Source organism: Rahnella sp. ChDrAdgB13, from assembly GCF_017655185.1.
GTDB classification, from domain to species: domain Bacteria; phylum Pseudomonadota; class Gammaproteobacteria; order Enterobacterales; family Enterobacteriaceae; genus Rahnella; species Rahnella contaminans.
Map to the genome: position 1 here is coordinate 1 of NZ_JAEMGT010000069.1, position 23939 is coordinate 23939.

General features: G+C 52.4%; 33 protein-coding genes. 9 read left to right on the forward strand and 24 right to left on the reverse strand.

The genetic code is table 11. From position 1 onward, the window contains the following. Positions 1–306 precede the first annotated feature (306 nt). The 4 genes from yqaB (at position 307) to luxS (ending at position 3631) form a co-directional block, all read left to right on the forward strand. Positions 307–873: a fructose-1-phosphate/6-phosphogluconate phosphatase gene (gene yqaB, locus J8X26_RS17635; RefSeq protein ID WP_152324002.1), complete on the forward strand. Its 567-nt coding sequence runs from the start codon at positions 307–309 to the stop codon at positions 871–873. Beyond that, positions 870–1298: a YqaA family protein gene (locus J8X26_RS17640; RefSeq protein WP_165061551.1), complete on the forward strand. Its 429-nt coding sequence runs from the start codon at positions 870–872 to the stop codon at positions 1296–1298. The genes yqaB and J8X26_RS17640 overlap by 4 nt, the downstream gene beginning before the upstream one ends. Positions 1299–1383: 85 nt before the next feature. Continuing rightward, a complete protein-coding gene (gshA, locus tag J8X26_RS17645) occupies positions 1384–2958 on the forward strand; it encodes a glutamate--cysteine ligase (protein WP_208951516.1) in 1575 nt (524 codons plus the stop codon). A gap of 157 nt (positions 2959–3115) precedes the next feature. Further along, complete coding sequence (luxS, locus tag J8X26_RS17650) at positions 3116–3631, forward strand: S-ribosylhomocysteine lyase (protein WP_152323999.1); 516 nt, start codon at positions 3116–3118, stop codon at positions 3629–3631. A 68-nt stretch (positions 3632–3699) separates the two neighbouring features. On the opposite strand, the gene J8X26_RS17655 is transcribed toward luxS, so the two are convergent. Both J8X26_RS17655 and J8X26_RS17660 read right to left on the reverse strand, forming a co-directional pair. After that, the gene (locus J8X26_RS17655) at positions 3700–4989 is read right to left on the reverse strand and encodes an HlyC/CorC family transporter (RefSeq protein ID WP_152323998.1); all 1290 of its coding nucleotides are present in this window, start codon (positions 4987–4989) and stop codon (positions 3700–3702) included. Positions 4990–5005: 16 nt separating this feature from the next. After that, complete coding sequence (locus J8X26_RS17660; protein ID WP_095923501.1) at positions 5006–5797, reverse strand: inner membrane protein YpjD; 792 nt, start codon at positions 5795–5797, stop codon at positions 5006–5008. A gap of 164 nt (positions 5798–5961) precedes the next feature. On the opposite strand from J8X26_RS17660, the gene ffh reads away from it, so the two are divergent. From ffh to rplS, 5 genes are all read left to right on the forward strand, one after another. Next, entirely contained in the window at positions 5962–7323 is a 1362-nt protein-coding gene (ffh, locus tag J8X26_RS17665) for a signal recognition particle protein (protein ID WP_152323997.1), read from the forward strand. A gap of 178 nt (positions 7324–7501) precedes the next feature. Then, positions 7502–7750, forward strand: coding sequence for a 30S ribosomal protein S16 (gene rpsP, locus J8X26_RS17670; RefSeq protein WP_152324071.1), 249 nt, complete (start codon positions 7502–7504; stop codon positions 7748–7750). 18 nt (positions 7751–7768) lie between these two features. Beyond that, on the forward strand, positions 7769–8317 hold the full coding sequence (rimM, locus tag J8X26_RS17675) for a ribosome maturation factor RimM (protein ID WP_152323996.1): 549 nt from the start codon (positions 7769–7771) through the stop codon (positions 8315–8317). A gap of 67 nt (positions 8318–8384) precedes the next feature. Further along, positions 8385–9152, forward strand: a complete 768-nt coding sequence (trmD, locus tag J8X26_RS17680; protein WP_104924473.1) for a tRNA (guanosine(37)-N1)-methyltransferase TrmD — start codon at positions 8385–8387, stop codon at positions 9150–9152. 54 nt (positions 9153–9206) lie between these two features. Then, positions 9207–9554, forward strand: a complete 348-nt coding sequence (gene rplS / locus J8X26_RS17685) for a 50S ribosomal protein L19 (RefSeq protein ID WP_013574038.1) — start codon at positions 9207–9209, stop codon at positions 9552–9554. 103 nt (positions 9555–9657) lie between these two features. Here the strand turns inward: rplS and J8X26_RS17690 are convergent, their stop codons facing one another. From J8X26_RS17690 to J8X26_RS17790, 22 genes are all read right to left on the reverse strand, one after another. Beyond that, positions 9658–9837: an ogr/Delta-like zinc finger family protein gene (locus J8X26_RS17690; RefSeq protein WP_104924474.1), complete on the reverse strand. Its 180-nt coding sequence runs from the start codon at positions 9835–9837 to the stop codon at positions 9658–9660. A gap of 65 nt (positions 9838–9902) precedes the next feature. After that, entirely contained in the window at positions 9903–11003 is a 1101-nt protein-coding gene (locus J8X26_RS17695; protein WP_208951517.1) for a contractile injection system protein, VgrG/Pvc8 family, read from the reverse strand. Between the two features lie 2 nt (positions 11004–11005). Beyond that, a complete protein-coding gene (locus J8X26_RS17700) occupies positions 11006–11476 on the reverse strand; it encodes a phage tail protein (RefSeq protein WP_208951518.1) in 471 nt (156 codons plus the stop codon). After that, on the reverse strand, positions 11473–13104 hold the full coding sequence (locus J8X26_RS17705) for a phage tail tape measure protein (protein WP_208951519.1): 1632 nt from the start codon (positions 13102–13104) through the stop codon (positions 11473–11475). The genes J8X26_RS17700 and J8X26_RS17705 overlap by 4 nt, the downstream gene beginning before the upstream one ends. Continuing rightward, complete coding sequence (locus tag J8X26_RS17710) at positions 13097–13219, reverse strand: GpE family phage tail protein (RefSeq protein WP_104924478.1); 123 nt, start codon at positions 13217–13219, stop codon at positions 13097–13099. Before J8X26_RS17710 ends, J8X26_RS17705 begins: the two co-directional genes overlap by 8 nt. 32 nt (positions 13220–13251) lie before the next feature. Continuing rightward, positions 13252–13533 (reverse strand): phage tail assembly protein, encoded by a 282-nt coding sequence (locus J8X26_RS17715; protein ID WP_195816470.1) that lies wholly within the window; start codon positions 13531–13533, stop codon positions 13252–13254. A gap of 58 nt (positions 13534–13591) precedes the next feature. Beyond that, positions 13592–14101 carry a phage major tail tube protein gene (locus J8X26_RS17720; RefSeq protein ID WP_152323991.1) on the reverse strand — a complete coding sequence of 170 codons (510 nt, stop codon included), beginning with the start codon at positions 14099–14101 and terminating at the stop codon, positions 13592–13594. Positions 14102–14115: 14 nt separating this feature from the next. After that, complete coding sequence (locus J8X26_RS17725; protein WP_165061571.1) at positions 14116–15285, reverse strand: phage tail sheath protein; 1170 nt, start codon at positions 15283–15285, stop codon at positions 14116–14118. A gap of 149 nt (positions 15286–15434) precedes the next feature. Then, positions 15435–15887, reverse strand: a complete 453-nt coding sequence (locus J8X26_RS17730) for a tail fiber assembly protein (RefSeq protein WP_244370655.1) — start codon at positions 15885–15887, stop codon at positions 15435–15437. 7 nt (positions 15888–15894) lie between these two features. Then, on the reverse strand, positions 15895–17319 hold the full coding sequence (locus J8X26_RS17735; protein ID WP_208951520.1) for a phage tail protein: 1425 nt from the start codon (positions 17317–17319) through the stop codon (positions 15895–15897). 11 nt (positions 17320–17330) lie between these two features. Further along, positions 17331–17858: a phage tail protein I gene (locus J8X26_RS17740; RefSeq protein ID WP_208951521.1), complete on the reverse strand. Its 528-nt coding sequence runs from the start codon at positions 17856–17858 to the stop codon at positions 17331–17333. Then, positions 17851–18759, reverse strand: a complete 909-nt coding sequence (locus tag J8X26_RS17745) for a baseplate assembly protein (RefSeq protein WP_208951522.1) — start codon at positions 18757–18759, stop codon at positions 17851–17853. The genes J8X26_RS17740 and J8X26_RS17745 overlap by 8 nt, the downstream gene beginning before the upstream one ends. 4 nt (positions 18760–18763) lie before the next feature. Next, positions 18764–19114, reverse strand: a complete 351-nt coding sequence (locus tag J8X26_RS17750) for a GPW/gp25 family protein (RefSeq protein WP_195816475.1) — start codon at positions 19112–19114, stop codon at positions 18764–18766. After that, a complete protein-coding gene (locus tag J8X26_RS17755) occupies positions 19111–19752 on the reverse strand; it encodes a phage baseplate assembly protein V (protein ID WP_152323985.1) in 642 nt (213 codons plus the stop codon). The genes J8X26_RS17750 and J8X26_RS17755 overlap by 4 nt, the downstream gene beginning before the upstream one ends. An 81-nt stretch (positions 19753–19833) precedes the next feature. Further along, positions 19834–20298, reverse strand: coding sequence for a phage tail protein (locus J8X26_RS17760; protein WP_208951523.1), 465 nt, complete (start codon positions 20296–20298; stop codon positions 19834–19836). Then, on the reverse strand, positions 20261–20503 hold the full coding sequence (gene lysC / locus J8X26_RS27690) for an Rz1-like lysis system protein LysC (protein ID WP_229893707.1): 243 nt from the start codon (positions 20501–20503) through the stop codon (positions 20261–20263). Before lysC ends, J8X26_RS17760 begins: the two co-directional genes overlap by 38 nt. Next, entirely contained in the window at positions 20394–20819 is a 426-nt protein-coding gene (gene lysB, locus J8X26_RS17765; protein WP_208951524.1) for an Rz-like lysis system protein LysB, read from the reverse strand. The genes lysC and lysB overlap by 110 nt, the downstream gene beginning before the upstream one ends. Beyond that, positions 20816–21328 (reverse strand): lysozyme, encoded by a 513-nt coding sequence (locus J8X26_RS17770; RefSeq protein WP_208951525.1) that lies wholly within the window; start codon positions 21326–21328, stop codon positions 20816–20818. Before J8X26_RS17770 ends, lysB begins: the two co-directional genes overlap by 4 nt. Continuing rightward, a complete protein-coding gene (locus J8X26_RS17775) occupies positions 21309–21530 on the reverse strand; it encodes an HP1 family phage holin (RefSeq protein ID WP_152323981.1) in 222 nt (73 codons plus the stop codon). Before J8X26_RS17775 ends, J8X26_RS17770 begins: the two co-directional genes overlap by 20 nt. Then, positions 21521–21724 (reverse strand): tail protein X, encoded by a 204-nt coding sequence (locus tag J8X26_RS17780; protein ID WP_152323980.1) that lies wholly within the window; start codon positions 21722–21724, stop codon positions 21521–21523. Before J8X26_RS17780 ends, J8X26_RS17775 begins: the two co-directional genes overlap by 10 nt. Before the next feature lie 201 nt (positions 21725–21925). After that, positions 21926–22120, reverse strand: a complete 195-nt coding sequence (locus J8X26_RS17785) for a hypothetical protein (protein WP_152323979.1) — start codon at positions 22118–22120, stop codon at positions 21926–21928. 145 nt (positions 22121–22265) lie between these two features. Continuing rightward, the gene (locus J8X26_RS17790) at positions 22266–23906 is read right to left on the reverse strand and encodes a replication endonuclease (protein ID WP_307803482.1); all 1641 of its coding nucleotides are present in this window, start codon (positions 23904–23906) and stop codon (positions 22266–22268) included. Between the last annotated feature and the right edge of the window lie 33 nt (positions 23907–23939).

Genomic DNA, 23939 nt, shown 5'->3' on the forward strand with positions numbered 1-23939 from the left:
TAGCTCAGCTGGATAGAGTACTCGGCTACGAACCGAGCGGTCGGAAGTTCGAATCTTCCTGGGTGCACCATATTCCAAACATGTCTGAGCGACGACTTTCATATAGAGTCCTCCGGCATGTTAGAAAAACCCGCTTTGGCGGGTTTTTAGCTTTCTGCTTTTCCTCTCTGATTTTCCTCCCTTCTTTTTCATTTCCCTGATTTTTCTGACGTGTTCGGATGTGCTGTAGGTGTGGACAAAATGCGACTTTCGCCAGACTTTGCGATAAAGTAGTTTTCCTGTTTTTTCGTGATCATGGAGCATTCGATGTACGATCGATACGAAGGGCTAATATTTGATATGGATGGCACCATATTGGATACCGAACCTACGCACCGTAAGGCATGGCATCAGGTATTGACCAAATACAGTATGCATTATGATGTCGAATCCATGGTCGCTCTGAATGGTTCTCCAACCTGGCATATTGCCCGGTTTGTTATCGACAGCAATAACGTCGAAATGGATCCCCATCTCCTTGCCGCAGAGAAAACCGCTGCTGTGCAGGAAATGTTGCTTGATACCGTACGTCCTTTGCCATTAATTGATGTCGTGAAGGCTTATCATGGCCGCCGGCCAATGGCGGTAGGGACGGGCAGTGAGCACTGGATGGCTGATGCGTTATTGCGTCATCTTGGGCTGCGCGATTGCTTTGATGCGATCGTGGGTGCAAATGATGTACAAAACCACAAACCGGCACCCGACACCTTTTTACGCTGCGCTGAGTTAATCGGCGTGCCTCCTGAAAAATGCGTTGTCTTTGAAGACGCAGATTTCGGTATTGAGGCGGCCCGGCGCGCCAATATGGATTTTGTGGACGTGCGAACGCTGTGAGTAGCGTTGTGGCGCTGGCTTCATTATTTGGCAGCAGTTTTCTCAGCGCGACATTATTGCCCGGAAATTCAGAAGTCTTATTAGTCGCTTTATTGTCAGCTGGCAGCGCAATGCCAGCGGCACTGGTTTTGTCTGCAACTGTTGGCAATACCTTAGGAGGCATAACCAACGTCATCATCGGACGCTTTGTGCCGCAGCCCAAACCGCAACGTGGACTTGATGTTGCACAGAACTGGCTGAAGCGTTTTGGACCGGCGGCATTATTGCTAAGCTGGCTGCCGGTGATTGGCGATGTGTTGTGCGTGTTAGCAGGTTGGCTGCGAATGCCATGGGGTCCGGTGGTCTTTTTCATGTTGATTGGAAAAGCAGTGCGTTACATCGTTTTGGCTGTTGTGACGTTACAGGGGCTTTCATGGTTAGGTTAGATTGGCATCAGTTATCAATTATGGTCACATCTATGCAGATTCAGTATGCTTGCAAATTAATGGTTTCACCGAGCGGGAGGTCAATTTGATCCCGGATGTATCTCAGGCGCTTTCCTGGTTGGAAGCCCATCCTCAGGCATTAAAAGGTATTCGTCGCGGTATTGAACGTGAAACGCTGCGGGTCAATCCCGATGGTTCATTAGCGACGACCGGACACCCGGAATCTTTAGGGGCTGCACTGACGCACCGCTGGATAACCACCGATTTTGCTGAAGCTTTATTAGAATTCATTACGCCCGTCGATGACAATATTGAGCATCTGATGGCGTTTCTGCGTGATATCCATCGTCACGTGGCTCGTGAACTTGGTGACGAGCGGATGTGGCCATTCAGCATGCCGTGCTTTATCGAGTCCGGACAGGATATCGAGCTGGCACAGTACGGTTCATCTAACGTCGGGCGCTTTAAAACGCTTTACCGTGAAGGATTGAAAAACCGTTATGGCGCGCTGATGCAGGTGATTTCCGGCATCCACTATAATTTCTCGCTGCCGCTGTCTTTCTGGCAGGAACGTCTGGGTGTTACGGATGTTGAAAGCGGGAAAGAAGCGATTTCAGCGGGCTACTTTAAGCTGATCCGCAATTATTACCGCTTTGGCTGGGTGATCCCGTATCTGTTTGGTGCGTCACCTGCGATCTGTAAATCCTTCCTGAAAGGGCGTGAAACAGATCTGCCATTTGAATATACCGATTCCGGATTGTGCTATCTGCCGTACGCCACCTCGTTGCGTCTGAGTGATTTGGGCTATACCAACAAATCACAGAGCAATCTGGGGATCACGTTTAACGATCTGGAAACGTACGTTCAAGGCGTGAAGAAAGCGATTCGCACCCCGTCTGCGGAATACGCGGAAATGGGTGTAAAGAAAGACGGTAAATATCTGCAACTGAACACCAATGTGTTACAGATTGAGAACGAACTTTATGCGCCAATCCGTCCAAAGCGGGTCACCAAATCAGGTGAAAGCCCTTCTGATGCACTGATGCGCAGCGGGATCGAATACATTGAAGTCCGCTCGCTGGACGTCAATCCGTTCTCACCTGTGGGTATTGATGCGACTCAGGCGCGTTTCCTGGATTTGTTTTTGGTATGGTGTGCCTTAGCGGACGCACCGGAAATGAACAGTGATGAGCTGCTTTGTACGCGCAAAAACTGGAATCGGGTGATCCTCGAAGGCCGCAAACCAGGCCAGACGATTGGTATTGGTTGCAACGATGAGCGCAAGCCGCTGGTCAGCGTCGGGAATGCGTTGTTTGATGATTTGAGCCGTGTGGCGCAGGTTATGGACGAGCAGAACGGCGATCACCTTTATCAGGATGTCTGCAAAGAGCTGGTTGCTGCGTTTGATGATCCTGAACTGACGTATTCTGCGCGGATCCTTAAAGATCTGAAACAGCAGGGCGGCGTGGGCAGTCTTGGGCTGGAACTGGCAGAAAAGTATCGCCAGATGCTGGTAAGTGAACCGCTGGAAGTTTTAGATGCCAGTGCATTAATGGCAGAGCAGGACGGTTCATGGCAACGTCAGCGCACACTGGAAGCGGGTGATACGCTAAGCTTTGAAGAATATCTGGCTGCGAACGCAGGCAGTAGCGATGAGTAGAAAAGAAAAAGGCCACAATCAATGTGGCCAAATAAACATCTCTGTTTACAGGGATGATGATAACAAATGCGCGTCTTTCACTAATTAAGACCCGCATGCTGGGAAAAGGTTTCCTGAGTTCGTAAAAAAAATTAATTTATTTAGGAGAGGTGACGATATGCCACTGTTGGATAGCTTTACCGTAGACCATACCCGTATGGCAGCACCTGCTGTTCGCGTCGCAAAAACCATGAAAACCCCGCACGGGGATACCATCACTGTGTTCGATCTGCGCTTCTGCCGCCCGAATATTGAAGTGATGCCTGAACGCGGTATTCATACGCTGGAGCACCTGTTCGCAGGTTTCATGCGTAACCACCTGAATGGCAACGGCGTGGAGATCATTGATATTTCCCCAATGGGCTGCCGTACGGGTTTCTACATGAGCCTGATCGGTGTACCGGAAGAGCAATTTGTTGCTGATGCCTGGAAAGCGGCGATGGCAGATGTTCTGAAAGTGAAAGAACAGCGTCAAATCCCTGAGCTGAATGAATATCAGTGCGGTACTTACGAGATGCATTCCCTGAAAGAAGCTCAGGAAATCGCGCAACATATTCTCGATCACGACGTAGTTGTGAACCGTAACGACGATCTGGCTCTGCCAAAAGAAAAACTGTCCGAACTGCACATCTAGTTTTAGCGTGTTGCAGGTAAAAAAAAGACGCGTTCATCGCGTCTTTTTTATGTCTGTTATTCAGCGGATTAGCGTTGATTTACGCTGGTTTGCAAGGGCTGTAACGGGCGAACCTGCACCTGTTTGATCATATTGTCCTGCACGTCGAGAATTTCGACTTCGTAATCTTCAATGCGCAAACTGGTGCCGATAGTCGGGATATCTTCCAGCACTTCCAGAAGCATGCCGTTGATGGTTCGTGGCCCGTCGGCAGGAAGATGCCAGTTAAACGCTTTGTTCAGCTCACGGACGTTCGCGCTGCCTTCAATCAGTACAGAACCGTCGCTTTGCGGTGTCACTTCTTCAGCCAGAGTAGGTGACATCGACGTGGTAAAATCACCGACGATCTCTTCAAGAATATCTTCGACCGTCACCAGCCCCTGAATGTCACCGTATTCATCGACCACAATGCCCACTTTCTTTTTATTGCGCTGGAATTTCACCAGCTGAATGTTCAGCGGCGTACCTTCCGGAATGTAGTAAATCTCGTCCGCAGCGCGCAGCAGGTTTTCTTTGGTGAATTCTTTCTTCTCGGTCATCAGGCGATACGCTTCGCGTAAACGCAGCATGCCGATCGCATCATCAAGCGAGTCGCGGTAGAGCACGATTCGGCCATGCGGTGAGTGCGTGAGCTGGCGGATGATGGACTTCCAGTCGTCGTTAATGTCGATGCCGACGATTTCATTGCGCGGCACCATGATGTCATCAACGGATACTTTTTCGAGATCCAGAACGGAAAGCAGCATGTCCTGATTACGGCGTGAGATTTGCGAGCGCGATTCATTCACGATAGTACGCAGCTCTTCTTTGCTTACGGCATCACTCAGGCTGGCGGTGGTTTTGATACCAAACATACGCATCAGCAGACGCGAGAGGCTGTTCAGGATCCACACCAGTGGCATCATGATTTTTTGCAGCGGACGCAACAAAATGCTGCTCGGAAAAGCAATGCGTTCAGGATTGAGCGCTGCGAAGGTTTTCGGCAGAACTTCAGCAAACAGAAGAACCACGAAAGTCAGCACACCGGTGGCAATCGCGACCCCGGCATCGCCATACAAGCGGATACCCACAATGGTTGCCAGAGCGGAAGCAAGAATGTTGACCAGGTTATTGCCGATAAGCACGAGGCTGATCAACTGGTCCGGGCGTTTTAACAGCTTTTCGACGCGACGCGCCGCGCGGTTACCCTGTTTGGCCAGGTGACGTAACCGGTAACGGTTGAGTGTCATCATACCGGTTTCGGAGGCTGAAAAATAAGCCGAAACCACCACCATGATGATCAATGTGATGATCAGGGTTGTTGTCGAGACGTGCTCCAACGGGTATTCCTTTTAATTAATGAACCATGATTTGCTGGATCAGGCGACTGCCAAAATAGGCAAGAGTCAGAAGAATGGCGCCTGCCATGCTGAACCATACCACGCGGCGGCCACGCCAGCCTTCGTGATAATGGCCCCACAGCAGGACGATATAAACGAACCATGCCAGTATCGATAAGACAGCCTTGTCTATATTCTCCGGGCTGAACAGGTTGTTCAGATACAGTAATCCGGTGCACAGCGTCAGCGTCAGTAAAATGACGCCAATCTGGGTGATGTGAAACAGTTTACGTTCAATGCTCATCAGCGGTGGCATATCGGCAGTAAATGTCAGGCGTTTGTTCTTCAACTGGTAATCAAGCCACGCCAGTTGCAAGGCGTAAAGCGCTGCGATCATCAGCGTAGCATAGGAGAATAACGCCAGGCCGATGTGTACCAGCAAGCCTTTGCTTTCTTCCAGATGCGTGATGAATTCGCCCGGAAGGAAGGTGACGAACGCCAGATTGATCAGCGAGAAGCTGTAAACGATCGGTAAGACAAACCAGCCGCGATTACGTGAGGCAACAATAGTCATCACCGTACCGATGATTAAACTGACCACTGAACCGATGTTCACCAGACTCAGGTTCTGGCCGGTGCTGACATCGAATATGCGTTGCTGTAATGCCACAGCGTGGCAAATAAGCGCTACCACAACAGAAATCAGTGCTAAACGCCGGTATGCGCTGTTCTTCCGGATGATGCTCGGAATGATCAGTGCAAGGCTGAGCAGATAGGCCAACATGGCGACGAGAGCAAAAACTGACATAGCGTTTCAGTAGCATCGAAAAGTGAATGAGAACCGCAGTATAACGTTACCGGCGTCACGCTCCAACCTATCTGAGATGCCAAAGCAGAGATCGTCCGCGCTTCGTGTTATAATCCCGCAATTACGTCGCAAGAGCGGCCTGTCATTACGTTGAGCAAGAGACGATGTTTGAGAATTTAAGCGATCGATTGTCGCGCACACTGCGCAATATCAGCGGCCGCGGGCGGCTGACCGAAGAAAATATCAAAGAGACATTACGTGAAGTGCGTATGGCGTTACTGGAAGCGGACGTTGCGCTGCCGGTCGTTCGCGACTTCATCAACCGGGTGAAAGAGAGCGCTGTTGGCCATGAGGTCAATAAGAGTCTGACGCCGGGTCAGGAATTCGTCAAAATTGTCCAGAAAGAACTGGAAACCGCGATGGGCGAGGCTAATACCGAGCTCAACTTAGCGGCGCAGCCACCGGCTGTCGTTCTGATGGCGGGTTTACAAGGTGCTGGTAAAACCACCAGCGTCGGTAAACTGGCGAAATTCCTGAAAGAAAAGAAAAAGAAAAAAGTGCTGGTGGTCTCCGCCGACGTTTATCGCCCTGCGGCGATCAAACAGCTGGAAACCCTGGCGCAGCAAGTTGACGTGGATTTCTTCGCGTCCGACGCGCAGGAAAAGCCGGTGGATATCGTCACCCGCGCCCTGCAACAGGCCAAACTGAAATTCTACGACGTTCTGATTGTCGATACCGCCGGCCGTTTACACGTCGACGAAGCGATGATGGACGAAATCAAACAGGTTCATGCCGCGATTAATCCGGTAGAAACGCTGTTTGTGGTCGATGCCATGACCGGCCAGGATGCGGCGAATACCGCGAAAGCGTTCAACGAAGCGCTGCCGCTGACCGGTGTGATCCTGACGAAAGTCGACGGTGACGCCCGTGGTGGTGCTGCGCTGTCGATCCGCCACATCACTGGCAAACCGATTAAATTCCTGGGTATGGGTGAAAAAACCGATGCACTGGAGCCGTTCCACCCGGATCGTATCGCGTCCCGCATTTTGGGCATGGGCGACGTGCTTTCTCTTATCGAAGATATTGAGAGCAAAGTTGACCGTGCACAGGCTGAGAAACTGGCCAACAAGCTTAAAAAAGGCGATGGTTTTGACCTGACCGACTTCCTCGAGCAGCTCAAGCAAATGCGCAATATGGGCGGCATGGCGAGCATGATGAGCAAATTGCCGGGCGTGGGTCAGTTGCCTGACAACGTCAAATCTCAGATGGATGACAAGGTTCTGGTGCGGATGGAAGCGATCATCAACTCGATGACGATGAAAGAACGCGCTAAACCAGAAATTATTAAAGGTTCCCGCAAGCGCCGTATCGCGCTGGGTTCCGGCATGCAGGTGCAGGACGTTAACCGCTTACTCAAGCAGTTCGACGATATGCAGCGCATGATGAAGAAAATGAAGAATGGCGGCATGGCGAAAATGATGCGTGGCATGAAGGGTATGATGCCACCAGGTTTCCCGGGCCGTTAATCGACATCACTGTCTATATATCAGCCACATAGGCGGCTCATGCAAAATGCGGTCTGGGCTCTTTACGCTTTAGATTGCTTTTTGCGCCAAAATGAGTAAAATTTTCGGGCTTTTTATATTGCAACCAGACCCCGTTCCCCGATGGGGTCTGGTTGTTTTATTAACTAAAGAGGATGTTATGGTAACAATTCGTTTAGCACGTGGCGGCGCAAAAAAGCGTCCGTTTTATCAAGTAGTAGTGACCGACAGCCGCAACGCTCGTGACGGTCGTTTCATCGAACGCGTAGGTTTCTTCAACCCATTGGCTTCTGGCCAGGCTGAAGCACTGCGTCTGGACCTGGATCGTATTACCCATTGGGTAGAGCTGGGTGCAACCGTTTCTGATCGCGTTTCTTCGCTGATCAAAGACGCTAAGAAAGCAGCTTAATCTGTCGCGGTGGTGGCAATGAGCAAGCAATCCAATCCAGTGGTACCCGCTGAGCCGTTAGTACTCGGCAAAATGGGTTCAACATACGGCATTCGTGGTTGGCTCAGAGTGTTTTCATCCACCGAAGACGCTGAAAGCATCTTCGAATACCAGCCCTGGTTTATCCAGCGTGCCGGTAAGTGGCAAGTTGTCGAGCTGGAAGGCTGGAAACGCCACACTCAGGACCTGATTATCAAAGTCAAAGGCGTTGATGACAGGGATGCAGCGAATCTCCTGACCAATTGCGAAATTGTTGTTGATTCAAAGCAGCTACCTCCACTGGAAGACGGCGACTACTACTGGAAAGACCTTTTTGGTTGCCAGGTAGTGACCACTTCCGGTTACGAACTGGGAAAAATCATCGATATGATGGAAACCGGTTCTAACGATGTGATGGTAGTCAAAGCCAACCTGAAAGATGCCTTCGGACTCAAGGAGCGGTTGATTCCGTTCCTCGATGGGCAGGTTATCAAGAAAGTCGATCTCACTACTCGCACTGTTGAAGTAGATTGGGATCCTGGTTTTTGACCTCCGTAACGTTTACTGATGTAAACAACGATGGGTTGAGCGATAAAGCATTCGAAAGGGGTAGGCTATGTGGATTGGTATAATTAGCCTGTTTCCTGAGATGTTCCGCGCAATCACCGATTACGGGGTAACTGGCCGGGCAGTTAAAAATGGCCTGTTGAGCGTAAATTGCTGGAGTCCTCGTGACTTCGCATACGACCGACATCGTACCGTGGACGAGCGCCCTTACGGCGGTGGTCCCGGCATGCTGATGATGGTGCAACCTTTACGGGAAGCTATTCATGCAGCAAAAGCAGCGGCAGGCGAAGGTGTGAAAGTGATTTATCTTTCACCTCAGGGACGCAAGCTGGATCAAACCGGTGTGTGTGAACTGGCGGCCCATCAGAAAATTATTCTGGTTTGTGGTCGTTACGAAGGGATTGATGAGCGCGTAATCAAAACCGAAATTGATGAAGAATGGTCAATTGGCGATTATGTTCTCAGTGGTGGAGAGTTACCGGCAATGACGCTGATTGATTCAGTTTCCCGCTTTATACCGGGCGTTCTGGGTCGTCAGGCTTCAGCAGAAGAAGATTCTTTCGCTGACGGATTGCTCGATTGCCCCCACTATACCCGCCCTGAAGTGTTGGAAGGCATGGAAGTTCCGCCAGTTTTACTGTCGGGAAACCACGCTGATATACGTCGCTGGCGCCTGAAACAGTCGCTGGGTCGAACCTGGCTTAGAAGACCTGAACTTCTGGAAAACCTAGCTCTGACTGACGAGCAAGAGGTGTTGCTGAGAGAGTTCCAAAAGGAACATCGGCTCAGTCAACAAAACTATGAAGGGAACGCTTAAGCGTTACGCTAAGCCCTCCCGATATATCAGTTTACCTAGGGTAAGAGACATATTATGAGCAATATCATTAAACAAATCGAACAAGAGCAGATGAAGCAAGACGTACCTGCATTCCGTCCAGGTGATTCCCTGGAAATTAAGGTATGGGTCGTTGAAGGTTCTAAAAAGCGTCTGCAGGCATTCGAGGGCGTGGTTATCGCTATTCGTAACCGCGGTCTGCACTCTGCATTCACTGTTCGCAAAATTTCTAACGGCGAAGGTGTTGAGCGTGTATTCCAGACTCACTCCCCAGTAATCGACAGCATTACTGTTAAACGTCGTGGTGCCGTTCGTAAAGCTAAACTGTACTACCTGCGTGAGCGTACTGGTAAGTCAGCTCGTATCAAAGAGCGTCTTAACTAAGGTATCGCTAACGCGACATCGACTAGTTAATAGAGAACAAGGGGTTAGCCATCGGCTAACCCCTTTTTTTGTGTTCAGTGGCGGCAAAATGGCGGAAAATTGACTACGCAGCAGGGCGCTGGCTGCCGGGTTTTGAGATGACCCGGGCGACGGATTCGTGGGTGGCAAACGTACAGCTGCATTCAATATTCTGGCACTGATGATAACGCTCTTTGGTCGATTCACTCAGATAGCGGCTTGAACGGGTATGAGCGACTTTTCCACACAGCGGGCAATGCATCATAAAAACCTCCGGCATGACAGGTAAGCGATGGAGTCATTATGAAATTCATAACTTGCAAAAGCAAGTTATAATTGTGATATTGAAGATTGATAGGTGATGTCTGCAATATAAATCTTCAAATCCAATGTCGTGGTAAACCCTTTGGCATTGATGTCATGTTTTGCCGAGTTAATGACCCAATTCTCATTATCAATAACCTCCTTAAAACCTTGTACATTGACAGGCGTTTGCGCACTCAGGTCTGCCCGCCCAAGTGCCAGCTGAATAGTGAAGGAAGACGAGTCGTTCTGGATTTGGTTAAAAACGGAATCAGCCGCACGTTTTGCCGTTTCCTCATCAGGATAAATTTTACTCAGCTGAAGAGGGTTTTGATTTTTACCCGCGATATAGCTGTTGTCTGCGTCCCCTTTGTTCTGGCCAGCGGTTCGTGTGAGATCGACATTGCTGGTGGTCGCCGTTTTGACATCATGCCATTGCGCTTTCACACCGCCATACGCCAGTTGATCAACCAGTTTAAAGGCGTATTTATCCCCATCACTGCGCTCGATGGTTCTCCACGGCAATGCCTGACCGGACGCGGTACGTCCTACGCTGGCTTTGTAGAAAATGATCGAACCGTTTTTGACTGTTACCTGAGCGCCGTAAATTTGCGCCAGCCGTGTCAGGAAATAGCTGTCAGCTTCGTTCGTCTGATCGATGTGCGAGATCTTGATGCTATCCAGCTCCGCCGGGATCACCGGAAGGGTGAGTTTATTCCGCGCAGAAATGATACGAACGATCGCGCCCAGCGTGTAATCGTCATACGACTGGCTGAGTTTGGTATCAAAGGAACCACTCAGGTCTGCACTGCGGGCAGTGACGGTGATGATGTCCGGTGCGCCGGAATATGTCACCGTATCGACGATAAAATAGCCGCAGTCATATAACGCCAGCTTCGACCACCCGAGATGCAAATGCAAAACGGTTCCCCGGGCAGGCATCTGCAACCTACCATCGCTGTCGTCGAAGGTCAGGTTCAGAGTATCCGCCACAAAACCGCTGTTATCTGTAACGGATAAGCTGATGATACGGCTGGAAATATTCTCTTCCAGGACTTTGTTTTTTACCGTCAGGGTAAACGCCGGCGCAATGCGTGCGCCAGCCGGTAACTGATAATCGGTAATCATAGTCAGACTCCCTGAACGAAGTTGCTGACTGCCGAACTGGCCTTGTTAAATAGCCCTTCAGCCTGAGCCAGCAGATCGCTAAACATGGCCGCCTGAGATTCATCGACGCGTTTTAAACTGACCGAAAAGCTGATGCTCCGTGCCTGACCGTTCGAATTAATTTCGGTGTTATCGTGTGTCATGTTCTCAATAATAAACATACCGTAGATGGTTCCGCTGCCTTCAATCAATGGCCACGCCCGCCCGGACTCGGCCATACCTTCTAAAACTTGCAAATAGCTTATTCCACCGGTAACTTCCGGCAAAAGCAGCCCGCTGAGTTTCATCGACTCTTTCCCCAGCCCCAAAAACTGGGAAACCGGACGTTGCCCGATACGGGTGTTTTCCTGCCAGTTGTAATTTACTTCCCGGTGAAGCGTCTGATAGGGAAGGGTATTTAGTTTAAAAACGAACAAACCCAGTGACATCATCATCCGTAAAACCCTCCGTTAGTAAACTGGCTGTACCCGGCGTTGGTGGCGTTCCATTCCCGCTCGTTCATGGTGTTTGCGATAAGCTCGCGAATTTGATTCTGATCGGTGTCCGGCGTGGCGGTGAAACTGACATTGACGGTGGTTGCGCGGTTGTCGGTCAGGTTATTCGCCACACTGTTTTTGGCCGGCTGATACATGCCCAGAATGCCGCCCGTAGGGGAAATGCTCTCCACAGGCGGCGTTGACATATCCGGGGCAGCGCCAGGTTCGTCGCCGCCGAAAATAGAATCCCACCCTTTTTTAGCCCAGCTAAAGATTTCGCCGATCTGGGAAACCGCCTTGTTCAGCGTGACAAAAACTTCACCGATTGCGATGCCGACTTCTTTACCTATATTGGTGAAGCCACTCAGTTCGTCCTGACTGAATTTTATCGGTTCGAACAAATCCGTGATCCAGCCCAGCGCGCTTTTGAAAGGCGCAAACGCTTCACTGACCGGCCCCATCACGGAACTGAAGCCTTCAATTATGCCGCCAACAACGGCACTAATCGGCTCCCAGAGTTTCACCACGGCAATGCCAATACCGGCTATCAGCGCGATGACGGGCAGAAGTGGAAGCCCGATGGCGGCGAAAGCCGCGGCAATCGCGCCGCCCGTGCCGGTAAAAATGGTGCCTAACAGACCGGCACCGGCGATCAGCATGTTTACACCGCTCAGAACCGGCGCAATGACCATGCCCAGCGAGCCCAACCCGCCAACAATCCCGGTGACGCCTAATGCCAGCCCGAGCAGTGAACTCACCAGCTGCGGATTATCGGTGATCCAGGTATTAAGCGTGTTTAGCCATCCGGAAGCTGTCTGCGTCAGCTCGCGCAGCGCAGAATTCTGACCTTCGAACAGGTTTATGCGCAGCGTGTCCCAACCTGCGAACAGCTTTTTGACGTCACCATCCAGATTGTCGCCTTTCACTGTCACGGCCATTTTCGCCTCCGGCGTGACACCATTCAGTTCGCCAGGTGTTTGCGTCAGAACCTGATCGGCATTCATGCCTTTTGTAGCCAGATCTTTTTGTTTCGCCACGACTTCAGAAGGTGCATGGCCGGAAACCACCATGGAAAGCCCCTGCTGGCGCAACGCAGCAATGCGCGGATCGCCATTTTTCAGGCGGAGGAGAGACTGAACCTCGGAAATCCCGGCCTCAAAATCTGCGCCGGGTTTGAGAACCCTTTTGGCCAGCTCGAGTTTCGGCTGTGCAAAAGCGAGGGCCGACGAAGCCGCGCTTTTGAGCTGCCCGGTTTGCTGTTCACGCGTCTTGAATTGCTGCCCGATTTCCAGCCCTTTTTGTTCTATCAACATCGGTCGTTGCTGGCGGCGTTGTTCCCCGGGCTGTTCTTTTGCGGCTGTTTTTACGCCGCGATAGGCCTGCTTTTCGGCCGTTTTATCCGGCTCGAAAATCGACTCGCGCAGCGATAAAGAAGCATCAGTAATATCTTGCGACATCGTGCTGAATAAATTCTTGTCGGGCACGGTCATGTAGGTCTGCCAGACGTTGGCCGTCGCCTTGCGCAGCGACGCCAGTTCGTCGTTCATTTTTCCCAGCGTCGTGGGTAATTGTTCGAGATTACTCATCTGTTTTTACTCCGCTGCGTTGCAAAGCCTTATGCCGCCAGTTCAGGAGCTCCGTCAGCGACATGCCGCCCATTTCGGACGGCGGCCAGTGGAAGATCACCGCGATGTCTGCCATCAGATCATCGACGGTGAGGCATGGCGCGATTTTTACGCCTCCGGTTTCGGTGATAAAAAACCAATCACCTTGCCTGCCAGCGCAATCAGGTCCGGCAATTCAAGGCGCGCGCATTCTTCTTTGGTCAGGTTGGGCATCGTGATGCGCGGCAAAATAGTGATTAACGCGTCAACATCCGCATTGGCCAGTGCCGCAAGGCCGATACCGCGCAGGCTGCCCGCGGTCGGTTTAGTGACCTGGATTTCAGTGATTTCGGTTTCACCGCGTTTTAGCGGAACATCCAAAATGACGGTGTTGTTTTCAGTCTGACTCATGATTTTTCCTGTTAAAGGAGAGGAAGCCGGCAAGGTTCTGCCGGCTGAGGGAAGGGGGTTACAGGCCGAGCGCGGTGCGGTGTTCCGCCAGGCGGTCAACGCCATTGACGATTTCCACCATATTGACGGTGTCGATCTCAATCAGCTCTTTGCCGTCGATGGTCAGCTTGAAGTAAGTACACTGCGTGGTGACTTTGGTTTCAGTGTCTTCGCCCTGTTTGTATTCGCCGAAATCAAACTCTTTGTGGCGGCCACGCATCATCACTTCGACTGCGGAAACGTCACCGGTGTCGTCGCGTTGCAGTGAACCGGCAAAGCGCAGAGGAATATCCGACGTGCTGCCCCATTGCTGTAAAACCAGCTCATCCAGGCCGCCGATAGACCATTCCAGCGTCAGCGCGTCGTCGTCCAGACCGAAGTCCACGGCGACCGAACCGCTCATGCCGCCGCCGCGATAATTCTCCAGCTTGCGGGTCAGTTTCGGCAGGGTCAGGGAAGAGACCAGGCCCAGATAGCTGTTCCCATCGTTGAACAGGTTCAGGTATTTCAATTTCTTAGGAAGTGCCATGAGTCATTGTCTCCTTAGCTGTTAATGGACGCGGCAAAATTCACCAGATAAGAGTCGGTGATGCGCTGGCGCAGGGTCAGATCTTCCAGTGGAGGAACCGGGGTGTAGTCGTAATCGATAAACAATTTCCCGGCTTTCAGGGTTTCTGCGGTGTTCGCGGTTTCGTCGTACCAGCAGTCGCCGTCGATGATGTAACCCGCTGATTTCATCTCACGCATTTTGGCTTTAATGCCGTCGATCATGTCGCGAACCAGCGTCGGGGTCATTGGCTTATCGACCGCCCACATATGTGCTTCAGCCATCGTGTCCGCCAGAACCTGCGCCGTGCGGGTATAGTTTTCAAACAGGAACAGGGTGTCATCGCTACAGGTACGGTTGCCCCAGAAACGGAAGCCGTCTTTGCGCACCAGTGTGGTGACGCAGGCTTCGTTCAGCAGATCGGCGTCAGTGCCACTAGCCTGCAAATCCCAGAAGACGCTGGCAGAAAGGCCGGTAACCCCGTTGACGCCCACGTTGGATAACGTTTTGTGCCAGCCGGTTTCCTGGTCAATTTTGGCGCGCAGGCCCAGGGCTCTTGCGGTGGCATAAGCAACGTCAGGCTGGCTGGTGGCAGTATTCCAGTTCACGAAATCAGGCCAGATCAGCATCAGTTCGCGCTGGCTGAAGTTATCGCGATACTTGATGGCATCGGAAATATTTTTTGCGCCATACACGCCGACATAGCCGAAAGCGCGCAGCTGCTGGCAAACGCCTGCCAGTGCCGTGGCAACGGCCTGATTATCCAGCCCCGGAACGCCCAAAATACGCGGTTTCACGCCAAGTTCTGCCTGTGCGGAAAGCAGCGCTTTCATGCCGGTGTAGCGGCCATTGGCATCGGAACCGCCAATAATATTGGTGGTCGTTTCTGCTTCATCTTCACCTGTCGCGACGCGTACAACGACGGTGACCGGTTTACATTGATCGGCAATCGCCAGCAGTGCTGCACGCAGCGTACCGGAAGTGCCCGCTTTACCGCTGGCGGCCAGAACGTCGGTGATCAAAACCGGCGTGTTGAGGGGAAATAAAGTGGCATCCGCATCTTCTGCGGTACACACCATGCCGATAATTGCTGTTGAAACGGTGGAAATAACGCGGGTGCCGTCGTTGATTTCGACGACGCGTACGCCGTGATGATAATCAGCCATCAGGTCGACTCTCTCTGTTGTGGGTGGTGAAGCAAGGATGCCGGTTCACAAAAGAAAGCGCATTCGATGGCAGGCGTGGCAGGAGTGGCACAACAGAGAGGGAATTTGTTCAAATCAAAGAAATAAAAAAGCCCCCGAAGGGGCTGAGATCAGGCCGGTATTTCTGGCCAGGTGATGTCGGGGGCGGTGGAAAGATCTAAACGACTAAGGGCGATTCGGTAGGTTTTCCAACGGGTCAATTCCGTTTTACCTGCATTCTGAGAGAAGCCTAAATCAATTTCGTCCTGCAATATATTGATGTGGGTGGTAGCTTCAGCAATTTTGGACTCGGCGATCGTTATCGCTGCTTCGGTAGTTAGCTGCACGATTCGTGGCGCTCCCTGAATAACTTCTCCATTAATGTATTGGGAATCCTGTCCGATACACTCAAAGATATCAGCAGATAACATCAGAAGTCCCTGCCGTGTATAATCTTCGCTCTCCGCAGGTGTAAGGGCAATCATCATGCTATCTACGTAATTATTTTTATCCACGCCAATGAAATAATTTGTTTCGTAAATAGGTTGCTCGATATCACCATTCGGCTCAATATTTTTATTCATGAGTTAATCACCAAATCGCTAATAAATTGACATTTAGGGAAATGTTGCTGGAATTATAAATATTCGCACCACTGTTAGAAGCACCGTTGAACCATGCTTTTAACTCCCCGTTGAACGTTGAAATAAATAAGGCAGGGGTACCGGAAAATCCAGCTGGAAATGTCCACGTTGTTGTCGTATTTGCTGCTATAGATAAGTTTTGTCTACACCATTGTGTGCCATTTGGGAGTTTAACCCATGCCCCATTCCCATTGTTGCCAGATTGGAATTGATCAAGACGTACCGCGTGCCCCCACGATGTTGCCTGTGCGACATCGAATGTCTGCACTGTAGAGCCTGCAAGTAATGCCCTTTTCGCCACGGCGGCATTTAGTTGGGCGAGATTGACGGCATGCTCATTCGCAGTGGCAGCAGCAATCACACCGCCTGTCGTGATTAACGTCCCATCATTGCGAAATGTAAACCAGCCTTCATTACCGCCGCCGAAAACGTGAAATCCCAAATTGTGATAGCTGTTTGGCACCTCTGAATGGAAAATATCAACAAGCATATCAGTTCGTCCAACAATCCTAAGTCCGTTCGTCTGATAGTAATCTCCTGACTTTTGATTGCCCTTCTTTTCAATCCAGCCATTATCAGTCACAACCAGCGTTGGAGTGCTTACACCAGCACTGCCGACGGTGCCACCTTGTACAGGGAATGCCCCGACATTAGCGGCTGTGATGCTTATATCCGCCGTGCCATCAAACGCCTCTCCCGCAATTTTCCGTGCTGACGCCAGCTTAGTCGCTGCAACAGCAGTACCGCCTGAGGGCAGGCGCCCGTTGGCATTATCATTTACCGTTTTCACCGCTTTCGGTGTTGCTGCCAGAATCTCGCTGGTGCTATCGACCGCACTGCTGAGCTGAACGAAACCTTTATCCATTAGCGTTCCGTCCGGGTGTCGACGTGATGCTTCGTGTTCGGCCAGCAGGTTATTGACGTACTCTTCGGTGGCGATGACCAGTGTGTCGTCGATCGTCAGGGTTACCGCATCGGTGTTGGTGACCGTTATCACCATGCGTAATGTCTGGGTACGACCTGATCCTTCCTCGAGTGTCGGTTTGTAGCTGTCCGCCATATTGCTGACCGCGATCAGCTCTCCTTCGGATGAAAACAGGCCCATCTCGCGCATCCAGAAGCCGCCGATGCTGGCGGGAATAATCGCTTCGGCGATGATCCAGTTAGCATTTTTGTTGTCGGTCTTGATGGAGTTGAGTGGCAGACGATACGTTTCATGCACCAGTGCCGTCTGGCTTGCGGAAGGCGTCGTTGCGCTGCCGTTGCCGTCACCCACGGCAAGATGGGTAATATTGACGTCCTTTCCGCTCTCAATAGCTGACGCAATCCGCGCCTGTCCGAGAGCGGTGACGACTGATTTAAATTTGCTCATAAGATTCCTTATCAGTTCGGGTAAACGGTGAGTATTTCTGCGTCATAGGTGGCTGATCCCAGGTAAACCGTGCCGGGAACATCTTGCGTAATTGTCAGCCCAATCAGATGGCGGCTGGCGGGTTTTGCGTCATCAATCAGCCGCTCCATTTCTTCATACATCGCTTCATCAATGCCGGATTCGAGGACGCCGATATCGAGCTTAAACGTGCCCGGCGGATCATCGGTCTGCCACCATTCGCTGACATTAATGACGTAGCCGAGCGGCTCGACGACGCGTTTTATCGCGCTGATCGTGCCTTTGTGCTGATGGATGAACCACGCCGACTGAATGACGCTGCGTTTAATCGCCGCAGGCCATTCGCTGTCCCAACGGTCAACGGAAAGCGCCCAGGCCAGATAAGGCAGGAATTTGGTCGGACAGGTCTGCGGGTTCCACAACGTTTTCAGGGGAACGCTGATCTGCGCGAGTTCAGCACAGGCTTGTGCGGCGGCCAGTTCCAGCGGTGAAGATCCGCTGGGAAGTAACTTGTCACTCATCGGAGCCTCCGACCGTGATGGAATAGTGGTTGCAATAGGACGCCTGGGTTTTATCGAGCACGATATCAGCAGGCGGCTGGGCGAGTTCGACGCGCTGAACGCCTTCAACGTGTAAAGCCGCATAAATGGCAGATAAGCGGATATCCCGGCCTAAACGGTGCTGATCGCTGATATAGGCTTTGAGTTTTTCTTCCGCTGCCAGGGTAATTGGTTCTGATTCAGGGCCGGGGTAGAGGAACAGTGTTGCGTCGATTTCATAAGGAACGACGCTGGCAGACTGCACCAGGACACGGTCCGCAATCGGCCTCACATTTTCGTCGTTGAGCGCAATACGGACTTTCGCCAGCAAGTCTTCAGGCGCAATGCCATCCGCCTCCCGCGACAAAACGGAAATCGTTACATTGGCCGGAGACGGGCTGATGACAGAAATGTCGGCGACGCGGCCGTCAGCAGAAAGCCCGTGAAACTCGTAAGATCCTGACGGGCCTGCGACGCTCATTCCTTCAAATGCCTGCGGAATGCGGCTGCGAAAATCGGCATCACTTTCCATTACTGCTGGTGTCGGCGGGAGCGTCGTATTATCTGCCGGGGTCAGAACCAGCCGCTGTACACCGTTGTTCGCCGCCAGCTGATCCAGATCGCTGCCCGTGGCATACGCCACCATCACCGCGCGGGCGGCTTCGTTTACCCGCTGACGCAGGATCAGTTCGCGGTAGGCATTCTCTTGTAAGAGTTTGACCAGTGGCTCGGATTCCAGCGTCAGCGTACGGCTGATGGCTTCCTGCTGATCGGCGGGATATAGGGAAATCAGCGTGGTTTTACGTTCTTCAAACAGACTTTCATAATCCAGTTTTTCGACCACATCGGGGGCCGGTAACTGGCTCAAATCGATCGTTGCCATAGTGTCAGCTCACAGGAATATTGAGAGAAAAATCGGTTGCCGTATCGCTACGGTTTCCGGTCAGTTCCACGACCATTTTGCCGGTGTAACCGGTGTCAAAAGTAATGGCCGAGAGTGAAATACGCGGTTCCCAGTGCAACAAAGCGGTGTAGCAGATCGCCATCATTTGCAGGCGCAGTGCGTCGTTTTGCGGCTGGTCGATGAGCGATGAAAGCAGTGAACCGTAGTTCCGGCGCATCACCCTGGAACCGGCCGGTGTGTTCAAAATATCGCTGACGGACTGGCGGATATGATCGAAATCTTCAATTGCCGTGCCGCTGTTTTTGTTCATCCCCAGGTACTTTGGATTACTCATTGCGGGCCTCCGGTTTGACCGCCGCCAGTCTGAACGCCGCTGTGGCGATGGGTGTGCACAACGATGCCGTTGGACGTCAGGCTTCCGCCGCTGTGGGTTAAATTGCCGGTCAGCGTGCCACCTTGTTTAACTTCAAGAGAGCCGGTGGTCAGTTTGCGGGTGCAGACGACTTCCGGCGTATCCAGCGTGATGCGTGTGGTGGCGGTGCAGCGGATTTCCGGCGCGGTGACATCAACCTGCTCCGACGCGTCGATCACCGCCGTTTTGATGCCGCTGACTTTCAGGGCGCCGTTCGCCGGTTCGTACTCAAAAATCGCGCCGTCCGGAAATGCCAGATGCAGGGCATCTGCCGAAGCCGACGGTGCCGGTGAGGCATTGGAAAACACGGCCGGTAAGACGAATGCGGTATTGAGTTCGCCGCCCATCGACAGCAGTAAAACCTGTTCGCCCGGAGAGGGCGCCCACCAGCTGCGGGTCCGGCCCGCGCGGTGCGTCATCCACGGCAACCACGCCGTCACGTTGCTTCCGGTCGTAACGCGGCAGCGGGCGTTGGGTAAATCCAGTTCTGACACTGTTCCGATGCGTACCAGATTGCCAATCAGACGCATGATGTCGTTGAGTTGAAAGTTTGTATTCATGGGATTAAGGATGCCGTTTCACAGGGTTGAGCGACAACTGATGGCCGTCTGCCAGCGGATGGCACAACAGTTGTTATCGGGTTATTCAGTCCAGCTGCTGATCAGTTCTCCGTTGAGATAAACCTGGCGCGGCAACGCGACGTTCTCCGGCAGCGGCGGTTCCGGCAGGTGAGTAATCGTCCGTACGAAATTTTCGTCGGCGACCTGAACCCGCTCAGTGAGTTGCAGCGTGAATGACAGCGCTGCGCCCGGCTGCACAAAAGCAAAATCGGTCAGCCGGTGCGCCGCGTTGCCGAGAATCTCAGGCTGATTGATCCGGAGCCAGTCGAGGATGGCGACCACCATCTGGTCAGTCAGACTTTCATCGGGCGCGTTGTCGCTGCTGACGCTTAACGTCAGCGGATAGCGATATTCGAAAGAAAGTGATGAGGCCGAGGTGGCGACGACATTTCCCGCGCCGGTGGTCATCACCAGCTTTTCAGGGGCGGATTGGAAAAAGGGGATTTGCTCAATCAGCCGTTGTTTTAGCTGTAGTGGTTTTTGCATGTTGTGCCTCCTGACACTTTTTGATGGTCTCAATCTGCAGGCCGCAGCTCAGCAGGGCGGATTCCAGCTGGAGAATATCGGCGCTCAGCGCCGCGTTAGTGCGCGGATGACTGGACGGAACCGGGCAGGAACTGACCGCCGGACAGCCAATGTAAATAATCGCTGGCGGAGCTGAAGGCTGGCCGGTCGTGCAGCCGGCTAACATCAGCAGGCAGCTCAGCGTCAGCCCACTGACGCGATTGCGGATTGTCATGAAGGCTCCTTTGCCGTTCCTGTTCCCGGGACTGCATCACCTGCGCGGCGGTGCTCAGGTCTTGACGTAACGCCAGTTCGGCGTCCGCGCGTTGCTGCATTTGCTGATTCAGCTCTGTAATCAGTTGATCCCGCTGGTGTAATTGCACGGTCAGCGCGTCGTGCTGCTGAACGGCGTTGTTGAGGTCGTGCTGTAGTGAACGGTTGGAAAGCAGCAGGATGACGATTAACAGCACCATTCCTGCCAGAAGTGCCAGCATTGCTTTCATTCAATTCCCTTCAGGCAAACGGTGAATTCGGCGTTTCTCCGGCGTTCCAGCCCGCTGCTGCGCTGGCCTTTCACATAAACCCAGCGAGGAAGTTGTCCGCAGGCCTGCCGCCATTGTTGTTTGTTGATGAAATACGCCAGCGTGGATTTGCAAGCCGCGCCGGTACCGACGTTAAAACTAAATGACACCACGGCATCAAAGACCGGCTGCGGCATGTCGGCGGGCATGCACTTTTTGACGGCGCGCTCAGTTTGCTGGATATCCTGCAACAGGTTTTCAGCCGCCTGATGATCGCTGATCGCTTTTCCGGGAACCACGCCTGCCGTATGGCCAATGCCGCTGGTCCAGAAGCCCGCGCTGCACTGATAGGGTTGCAGCTGGCAACCTTCAAAGTCAGTAATCAGCCGCAGCCCTTCATCTGAAACCTGTAAGGCGTGATAACCGGGCAGCGCCGCCATCAGCGTCAGAATCGCGGCGGCGCTGCACCGCTTAAGAGTTGAGGTCTTCATAGGTGTTCGGATTAAGGTTGCTGCGCGCCAGAAGCTGGAAGCTTTTACGCCGGTAATACCAGTTGACGAGAAAAGTCCCGACGCCCACGCCGGAGCCGACTAAAAAAGCCACATCCTGTGATGTCAGGCCCGCCAGCCAGGTCAGCGACGTGGCAATGAAATAGGCGCAGGCCGAGCTGATGCGTTCAGTATTCAGTCCCATAACTTGATCGCTTCCTGAACCGGTTGTTCAGCGATATCAGGCATTTCAACGGCGGTGCCGTGAGGCAATAACGGGCCTAAGTCCGCGATGCCTTTATTGGCGGCGTACACTTTTTCCACGACAACCGCGGTGCGGCCGTAATAACGCCAGCACATGGAATCGAGGGTATCGCCCTGTTCTGCATAGAGTTTCATCGGTTTTCTCCGCAAGTGAGTGAAATCGTCAGGAGGTGAAATCAGTCTGCGGAATATGGCCGGAGGCAGCAATCTGAGAGGGTTGTTAAACGTGTGGCACAACAGGGAATTGAAGAGGGAGAAATGGCGGGGCGCTTAGCCCGAACAGAAGCCGGAGGAGTAAGCGCCACAACAGGAAAATACCGCCCGCAGATCAGGTTTTCAGTGTGCTTCGTCTGCGCTCCCGTGGTAACAGAGCGCGTCCTGATCCTCACCGGTCAGAGCCTGGCCAGCCAGTTCAGAAATCAGTGACATCACGACAAGAAATTCTTTTGGATTGCATTGCGCTGTCTGCGAAATGTCTGCGATCAATTGTATCCTGGACAACGTTAGCTGTTGTTTAGTCAGGTTTTCCATTTTCTCCCCTCGCCAGATACTGTGTTTATATACAGTATTCTTTAATTGATCTAATACGTCAACACTCACAGCATTTTAAAAAATATAATTAATTGAATTAATGCGGAAATTTTTATTGGCGCGGTTTTTGTATGGATTTCAGCATTCACGGCAGGGAAACCGATCCACAGTTATTGACAGAACTCCAAGGTGAGTAAAAAGGCGGAGTTTCAGGGCGTGGCTGGCGGTGACGGACAATGCGCCATTGTTCGGTATGCGTCAGGAATATCTGCGACTCGCCGATATGCGGCGCATAAATGCCGATGACTTTTTGTCGCGGTTCATCGTAGGCGTTGAGCTGTTCACTGATCTTGCGGGCAACGCGCACGGTCTGATCTTTTCGCCGGATATGGATGCCGCCCTGCGCCTGAATGTAACGGGAAAAGCTTCCCTGATCCGCCGAGCTGCGAACTTCTTCAACACGTTCGTCAAACCGGCTGGCGAGGCTCTGGTTTCTGATTCGGCGGCACTCGCGCCAGGCACCGACAGAAGGGATGCCAATGGCGTGAAACTGCGGGATCCGCCAGGTCGATGCCCAGGCTGTGACGGCGGTGGCGACATCGGTCAGCAACCGGCCAGAATCATGATCGGTTTCGCCTTCCAGCGCGTAGCCATCGATATTTTTAGCGACATATTTGGCGATGTACCCGGCAGCGCCTCCGCGGTTGAGGGGTTTGCAGTGAAAACGGGATTCCGCTGCACCGGGTTCGTCGGGATCTTCTTCAAGCGCGTAACGGCGCATCACGTCGATCACTTTTTGCTGCTGTTCAGGCGGCGTGAACAACATCATATGCCAGTGTGGCGTTCCGTCGTGATGGGGCTCAACTACGCGAACTCCGTACACTTTCAGGCCTTTATCTTTAAACGTGGTGCGGATTTTTGCCCAGACGGCGACCAGGTATCTCTGCGCATTTTTAGGCGTAAAAGCGTGCTGATTCCATTTGGGATTGAACGTCGGAGCTGAATGCGGACTGTAAGTTTTCATCGGATGGTATTTTGACGGCGTCGTCATCGTGATGAACAGGCCCCGATCCTGCTGCTGACAGGCAACATCTTCGACGCCGGCAATCAGTGTCATCAATTCCATGCGCCGCAGTTTAGGGTTCGAAACGCTGGCTAAAACGGTATCCAGCAGGCTCAGTCTGTCACCGGATTCGACGTTTTCCAGCTCACACTGCTTCAGGTAACTGAGCGTGGAGAGGCGGCGGGAAACCACGTCACGGATGGCATTTTTGCTGGCATAAGGCGAAGTAGACCGGTTTACATAACCGCAGGCGATCATCAGCGCTTCGCGCCACAGACGCTGCTGCGAACGCAGTTGCCTTTCCCACCATTCACCGCTGACCAGCCGCGAAATACTGGCGACCGCCGCCTGCGCGGTCATCCGGCCTTTTTGCCATGCATTCCAGTACAGTGGCTGTACGCGAACGGAACGCGCCATCGCCGACAGATGCCCGAAAATCTCACGCTGCGTGCTGTCTTGCAGTAAAACGTCCGGTTCAGACACCTGTTCCAGCCAGCGTTCACAATGATGTTCGTAAGCATCCTGCATATGAATGGCCAGGGTGTTTGCCAGCCGTTTCAGTGCGTCATCATTCAGATCGGGCAGGCGGTTGAAGGTTTCCTCTTCTGTCAGCAGCTTTTCCGAATACTGGCGGTAAAGTCTGTGGCGCGCGCTGACCCGCTGGATACGCGGCCATAATCGCTGTACAAACACGGTCATCAGGAATTGAAATGCCGGACGCACGCCCTTTGTCTCCAGTAAAAACTGATACCGCTG